The organism is Variovorax sp. YR752 (assembly GCF_943372545.1).
This window is the reverse complement of record NZ_CALRZC010000320.1, coordinates 1-7175: the sequence shown is the minus strand read 5'-3', so window position 1 is coordinate 7175 and position 7175 is coordinate 1. Positions and strand designations below refer to the sequence as shown.

At 70.7% G+C, this 7175-nt stretch carries 7 protein-coding genes; all 7 read right to left on the bottom strand.

Translation table 11 applies throughout. The features are described from left to right. A partial coding sequence (locus AAG801_RS38765) for a S4 domain-containing protein (RefSeq protein ID WP_341893210.1) occupies positions 1-194 on the bottom strand: 194 nt, incomplete at its 3' end. Then, positions 187-1581 carry an alpha/beta fold hydrolase gene (locus tag AAG801_RS38760; RefSeq protein WP_341893209.1) on the bottom strand — a complete coding sequence of 465 codons (1395 nt, stop codon included), beginning with the start codon at positions 1579-1581 and terminating at the stop codon, positions 187-189. The genes AAG801_RS38760 and AAG801_RS38765, both read right to left, overlap by 8 nt. Beyond that, positions 1578-2564 (bottom strand): P1 family peptidase, encoded by a 987-nt coding sequence (locus AAG801_RS38755; protein WP_341893208.1) that lies wholly within the window; start codon positions 2562-2564, stop codon positions 1578-1580. Before AAG801_RS38755 ends, AAG801_RS38760 begins: the two co-directional genes overlap by 4 nt. Before the next feature lie 36 nt (positions 2565-2600). After that, entirely contained in the window at positions 2601-3734 is a 1134-nt protein-coding gene (locus AAG801_RS38750; RefSeq protein ID WP_341893207.1) for an acyl-CoA dehydrogenase family protein, read from the bottom strand. A 3-nt stretch (positions 3735-3737) separates the two neighbouring features. Further along, the gene (locus AAG801_RS38745) at positions 3738-4919 is read right to left on the bottom strand and encodes an acyl-CoA dehydrogenase family protein (RefSeq protein WP_341893206.1); all 1182 of its coding nucleotides are present in this window, start codon (positions 4917-4919) and stop codon (positions 3738-3740) included. 91 nt (positions 4920-5010) lie between these two features. Next, complete coding sequence (locus tag AAG801_RS38740) at positions 5011-5991, bottom strand: tripartite tricarboxylate transporter substrate-binding protein (RefSeq protein ID WP_341893205.1); 981 nt, start codon at positions 5989-5991, stop codon at positions 5011-5013. Positions 5992-6011: 20 nt separating this feature from the next. After that, a partial coding sequence (locus AAG801_RS38735; protein WP_341893204.1) for a sulfatase-like hydrolase/transferase occupies positions 6012-7175 on the bottom strand: 1164 nt, incomplete at its 5' end.

The window sequence follows — 7175 nt, the reverse complement described above, 5'->3', positions numbered from 1 at the left end:
CGCTCGCGATACGGCCAGCGCTGGCCCTGCACGCCGAACTCCAGGCCCTCGGTGTCGACCTCGTGCCAGGGGTCGTCGCAGACCTGGCCGGCCAGGCTCACGAAGCCCGCGGCGATCAACCCTTCGCACTCGCGCCGGCTGCCGAAGCCCTGCGAGAACAGCACCTGGGCGAGTGTGGTGGCGCGCCTAGTCATGCAGCTCCAGCAGCACGACGTGGTTGCCGGCGGTCGGCCAGGCGCGGCCGACAATGCGCTGGCCGTTGAACGAGGCCGGGACCGGGCGATCGGCCGCATCGGCCAGCCGCGCCTTGGCCACCGACACCCCGGCCACTCCGGGCGGGATGCCGGCGGGCGGGCTCCTGCCGTCGAGCTCGATCTCGTCGCGCGGGATGCCGAAGTAGCCACGCGGCCGCGTCAGCGTCACCACCGCCGGCGCATCCTTGTCGGCATCGGCGATGCGCTCGGCGCGCAGGTTCACGATCTCCGACGAGCGCGCGAACGGCGTGCGGTAGATGTGCGTGACGGCAAATCCCTCGGCACTGATCACGAACTCCAGCGCCGTCTTGCTGGTCGTGACCAGCGGCCCCCAGCGGCCGTCGGCACCGACCGTCTGGCGGTGAAGCGCGGGGCCGAGGCGCTGGCCGGTCGCCGCATCGGTGGCATAGACCTCGACGCTGGCACCGGCCAGCGGCAGGTTGTTGGCGAAGTTGCCGCTGCCCGCGCGGTTGTCCAGCCCCAGGCCGCTGATCTTGCCGGAGAGCGTCACGCGCGCCTCGGCGGCGGCCGCGCTCGTCGCCGGCTCGCGGCCGGTGAGGAAGCGGAACATCGCTGCGAAGGCCTTCGGCCCGAACGCCGTCTCGCGGTGGTCGATGCCGGGAATCACCACGTTCTCGGCCCCCTTCAGTTCGGGGCCGGCGGCCGTCACGTTCGTCGGCGTGCCCTTGGCTCCGATCCACACGCCGTCTGCCTGGGCGAACTTGTCGTTGTTGTCGGAGCGGATGGTCATCCACTTCGGGCCGGGCGTGATCTCGATGCCGGGGCCGCCCTGGTTGTTCAGTCGCGTCAGGAAGGGGCCGGCGCCGTTGAACTCGTTGGCCGGCCGGAAGCTGCTGCTCGACCAGACGCCGTGGTTGGGCGTGCCGCCGAGGATGGCATGCGAGACCTTGGCTGCGTTGCCGCTGGCGATGTAGTTGCGGATCGCATAGCCGCCGCGCGAGTTGCCGATCAGCACCACCTGCTTCGCGCCGGTGCGCTGCAGCACCGCATCCACTTCGGCCGTGAGGAACTTCAATGCGTCGGCAGTGGAGGATCGGCCGGGCTGCGCCTTGTCGTCGGCATCGCGCGCCAGCGGGTAGGGCATGTCGACGGCATGCAGCCGCTCGCGCGGCCAGCCATTGCTCTCGAAGCGCCACAGCGTGGTCAGCCACAGCGCGGCGGTGTCGCCGTTGCCGTGCACGAAGACGATCGGCGGCAGCGCAGGCGCCTCGGCCTTCGGCGCGGTCGACGGGAGGAGGGCGCAGGCGTTGAGCAAGGCCGCCGTGATCAGCAGCGTGGCGCGGCGCGTGAGGGTGGAGAGGCTCATGTGAAGTCCGAACAGGCAGGAAGATCGGGTGGGCCGGCGACCGGCGTGGCCGCGCGCACCGCGCGCAGCACCGCACGTGCCGTGACCTCGGCGGCCAGTGCGCCGAGCAGCGTGACGTTGGCGCCGCGGCCGGCCGTCCCGGTGCCGAGCGCGAACAGCGTGTCGCCGTCGCCCATGGTGTGCACCGGGTTGATGGCGCGGGCCAGGCCGTCGTGCGCCATCTGCGCGATCTTGCTGGCCTGCGCCTTGCTCAGGCGCGCGTCGGTGGCGATCACGCCGAGTGTGGTGGCGGCGCCGGGCTGGAAGGGAGCAGGCAGTTCGCCGCGCATCAGCGAGTTCATGGTGCCTTGCAGGCGCCGGCCGTCCGCCGTGCGTGCGCCGGCCACCGGCAGGCCGCTGGCGGGATCGATCACGTCGCCGAGCGCGTTGACGGCGACGATCGCGCCGATCGTGATGCCATCCACCGTGATCGACGCGCTGCCGATGCCGCCCTTCATCGCCCGTTCGATGCCGAACAGCTTGCCGACGGTGGCGCCGGCACCGGCGCCGACGCTGCCCTGGGCCGGCCGATCGCGCGAGGCCGCAGCGCAGGCCGCGTAGCCCGCCTCGGCGTCCGGACGTATGCGCACATCGCCGAGCCAGAGGTCGAACAGGATCGCCGCCGGCACGATGGGCACACGGGCCGGCCCGACCTTCACGCCGATGCCGCGTTCCTCGAGCCAGCGCATCACACCGCCCGCGGCGTCGAGGCCGAAGGCGCTGCCGCCGGCCAGCAGCACGGCGTGCACCTGCTCGACGGCGTTGAGCGGCGACAACAGCTCGGTCTCGCGCGTGCCGGGCGCGGCGCCGCGCACGTCGACGCCGCAGGCCGCGCCCTCGGGCACCAGCACCACGGTGCAGCCGGTCGGCCGGCGCGAGTCGGTGAAGTGGCCGACGGCGAGGCCGGCCACATCGACGATCGAATCGACGAACGGATCACTCATGCCGGCATCCTAGCCGGCACGCTTGCCGACCCGCACTCAGGCAAACACGCCCGCCGTGTCCTGCATGCGCGAGGACACCTCGCCGAGCTGGTGCAGCGTGTCGCCGAAGCTCATCTCGAGCATGGTCAGGCGCTTGAAGTAGTGGCTGCCGATGTACTCGTCGGTCACGCCGATGCCGCCATGCAGCTGGATGCACTGCTGGCCGACGAAGCGCATCGAGTTGCCGAGCTGGTACTTGGCCTGGGCCAGCGCACGGCGGCGCGCGGCCGGTGCCTCGCCGAGCTTGAGGCTGGCGTAGTAGCTCATCGAGCGGCCCAGCTCGAGCTGCATCTTCACGTCGGCCATGCGGTGGCGCAGCGCCTGGAAGCTCGAGATCGCGACGCCGAACTGCTTGCGCGTGTTCATGTACTCGGCGGTGATGGCGACCAGCTTGTCCATCACGCCGACAGCCTCGGCGCAGACCGCGGCGAGGCCGACGTCGACGCCGGTTTCCAGCACCGGCAGCGCATCGAGCGCGATCAGCGCGGCCGGGGTGTCGGCCAGCGTGATCTCGGCGGCGCGTGCGCCGTCCTGCGTCGGGTAGCCGCGCACCTGCAGGCCTGCGGCGCCCTTTGCGACGAGGAAGAGCGCGATGCCGGCCGCGTCCGCATCGGCATCGGCGGTGCGCGCCGGCACGATGAAGGCATCGGCCTCGTCGCCCGCCGGCACGATGCTCTTGGCGCCGCTGATCGTCCAGCCGTCGCCGGCCTTCACGGCCTTCGTCGTGACGTGGTTCAGCCGGTAGCGCGCCGCGCGCTCCTGATGGGCGAGCACGACCAGCGCCGAGGCATCGGCGATCTTCGGCAGCCATGCACTCTGCACGTCGGCCGGCGCAGCGGCCAGCAGCGCGGGGGCGACCAGCGCGCCATTCGCATAGGGCGCGTTGACCAGGCCACGGCCGAGTTCCTCGCACACCACCATCGCCTCGATGGGGCCGAAGCCCATGCCGCCCTGCGCCTCGGGCACGGCCAGGCTGGTCAGGCCCAGCTCGGCCAGTTCGGCGTAGACCTCGCGCGTGCGGCCGCCGGCCTTGGCGATGCCATGGCGGCGCTCGAAGGAGAAGCCCTTGTCGACCCAGCGGTGAACCGCGTCGCGCAGCGATTCCTGGTCGTCGGTGAAATCGAAGTCCATCGTTCAGCTCCCGAGCACGGTGGCAGAGACGATGTTGCGCTGAACTTCGTTCGAGCCGCCGTAGATCGTCGTCTTGCGCATGTTGAAGTAGGTCGCGGCCAGCGGCGCGCAATGCGCCGCGCCGACCTGGTCACCCTGCCAGCCGGCTTCCATCGCTTCCTTCACGAAGGGCAGGGCGTAGGGCCCGGCGGCCAGCATCATCAGCTCGGTGTAGCGCTGCTGGATCTCGCTGCCGCGGATCTTCAAGAGACCCGCCACGTCCAGCGCCGCCTTGCCACTCTTCTCGGCCGACAGCACCCGCAGCACCATCATCTCGAGCGCGACGATGTCGACCTCGAGCTTGGCGATCTCGTCGCGGAAGCGGCCGTCCTCGTAGACGCCTTCGGCCTTCGCGATGCGCTTGACGCGCTCGAGCTCGCGCTTGGCGCGGTTGACGTCGGCGATGTTGGTGCGCTCGTGGGCGAGCAGGTGCTTGGCGTAGGTCCAGCCCTTGTTCTCCTCGCCGACCAGGTTGTCGGCCGGCACCTCGACGTTGTCGAACCAGACCTCGTTCACCTCGTGGCCGCCGTCGAGCATGATGATCGGCCGCACCGTGATGCCCGGGCTCTTCATGTCGACGAGCAGGAAGCTGATGCCGGTCTGCGGCTTGCCGTCGCTGCTGGTGCGCACCAGGCAGAAGATCCAGTCGCCGTACTGGCCGAGCGTGGTCCAGGTCTTCTGGCCGTTGACGATGTAGTAGTCGCCGCGGCGCTCGGCCTTGCATTTCAGCGAGGCGAGGTCGGAGCCCGAGCCCGGCTCGCTGTAGCCCTGGCTCCACCAGACTTCGCCGCTCATGATGCCGGGCAGGTGGCGCTTCTGCTGCTCGGGCGAGCCGAAGGCCATGATCACCGGCGCCACCATCACCGGCCCGAAGGGCACGACGCGCGGTGCACCGGCCAGCGCGCACTCCTCCTCGAACAGATGGCGCTGGATGACGTTCCAGCCGGGGCCGCCGAACTGCTTCGGCCAGGCCCAGCCGTGCCAGCCCTTCTTGCCGAGGATCTTGGCCCAGCGCTGCATGTCGTCCTTCGTCAGATGAAGGGCGTTGTGCACCTTGTGGCTGATGTCCTTGGGCAGGTTCTCGGCCACCCAGGCGCGGATCTCCTGCCGGAACGCCTGTTCCTCCGGGGTGAAATTCAGGTCCATTCGCTTGTCTCCGTCAGGGCTTGCAGGGCAACCCGCGTTTTAGCACGACCGTGCCTTTTTTTCCTGTCCCTGCGGAGACAGCAGGGTGGTGTCAGTCGCCCTTGAAGCCGGAGGCGCGGATCGGCGGGCCCCAGCGCTCGAGGTCTTCCTTCAGGATCGCGCCGAGGCGCTCCGGCCCCAGCCCGGTGGGCTCCAGACCCATGTCGACCAGGCGCTTGTGCAGCGCAGGATCGGCGATCGCCGCCATGGCCGCCTTCGACAGGCGATCGACCGCCGCCGGCGGCGTGCCGGCCGGCGCGAACAGCGCGTACCAGGGTCTGGCCACCAGGTCGTAGCCCAGTTCGCGGAAGGTCGGCACGTCGGGGAAGCCGGCGTCACGCTGCTCGCCGGCCACGGCCAGCAGCCGCGCCTTGCCGGCGGTCACCAGCGAGCGGATGTCGGCCGCCACGGTGGAGATGGCGCTGACCTCGCCGCCGCCCACGGCCGTCATCGCCGCGGCCGTGCCCTTGTAGGGCACATGGGTGAGCGTCAGCCCGGCGGACTTCGCGAACATCACGCCGAAGAAGTGCGGAATGCTGCCCGGCGCCGCCGAGGCGTAGAAGCCGTTCTTCGTCGGATCGGCCTTCGCCCAGGCGACGTACTCGGCCAGCGTCTTCGCCGGCACCGCACTGCCCACGCCGAGGCCGACCTGGAAGTTGCTCAGGTGCGCCACCGGGGCGAAGTCCTTCACCGGGTCATAGCGCAGCTGGCCGGCGTAGGAGTGCGGGAAGATGGCCATCGTCGCCACCGGGGTCATCAGCAGCGTGTTGCCGTCGGCCGGCGCCGCCTTCACCAGCTCGTTGGCGATGCGCCCGCCGGCGCCGGCCTTGTTCTCGACGATCACCGTCTGCTTCAGCGTGCGCTGCATGTGCTCGGCGAGCACGCGGGCGAGCGAGTCCGAGGTGGCGCCCGCCGGGTAGCCGACGATGATGCGCACGGTGCCGCTGTCCTGTGCGGGGGCGGCGCCGGCGGCGAGGGCGAGTGCCGCGCCGGCCAGGGCGGCGAAGCGGCGGCGGGTCAGGGCGGTGGTCATGGATGCTGTCTCCTCGTGGTTCACCATTGGCCGAAGAACACGCCGGCCTGCTTGTGTCGGTTGGTGCGCTGTTCGACGAACTCGTCGCTCACTGTCGTGCGGTGCTTGCGCCGCGCCAGGAAGTCGAGCAGCCGCTCGCGCAGCAGGCGCCGCACCGGCTCGTGGCCGGCGTCGCGCCCGAGGTCCTGCATCTGCTCGGGATCGGCGGCGAGGTCGAACAGCTGCTCGGGTTCGTCGAGCCAGTAGACGTAGCGCCAGCGTGCGTCACGGATCGAGAAGGCGCGCGCCTGCTGCGGCGTCTTGCCCAGCCGCACGCGCGCCTCGCGGAAGCTGTAGTCCAGCTCGCTGTAGACGAAGTCGCGCCAGGGCGGCGCCTGGCCGCGAATCAGCGGCAGCAGGCTGCGGCCCTCGATGCGCTGCGAGGCGCCGGGGATGCCGAGGCAATCGAGCACGGTGGGCACCAGGTCCACGCCCTCGACGAAGCGCTCGTCGACGCGGCCGCGCGTGGCATCGGCCTCGCGGCGCGGGTCCATCACGATGAAGGGCACCTTCTGGATGGTGTCGTAGAAGAGTTCCTTCTCGCCCAGCCAGTGGTCGCCGAGGAAGTCGCCATGGTCGGCCGTGAAGACGATCAGCGTGTCGTCCATGCGGCCCATCGCTGCCATGGTGTCGAACAGCCGGCCGAGGTGGTCGTCGAGCTGCCGGATGAGGCCCTGGTAGGCCGGCCGCACGGTACGGATGCACTCGTCGCTCTGGAAGCTGACGCACTCCTCCTGCTGCCGGTAGGCGGCGACGACCGGGTGGGCGTCGCGCCGTTCGGCCTCGCTGCGCAGCACCGGCAGGCACTGGTCCGGGCGGTACATGGCGTGGTAAGGCGCCGGCGCCATGTAGGGCCAGTGCGGCTTCACGTAGCTCAGGTGCAGCACCCAGGGGCGGCTGCCCTGGTCGCGCATGAAGCGGATCGCCTGGTCGGTCATGTAGGCGGTCTCGGAGTGCTCCTGCTTCACCCGCGCCGGCAGGTGCACGTTGCGCATCTGCCAGCCGCTGGCGATCTGCCCGTTCGCATCGAGGCCGGCAATCACGTAGTTGCTCCACGGGTCGTCGCCCGCGTAGCCCTGCGCGCGCAGGAAGGCGGGGTAGCCGCTCTCGTGGCCGGGCGTATGGTGGCCGTCGTAGCGGTCGAT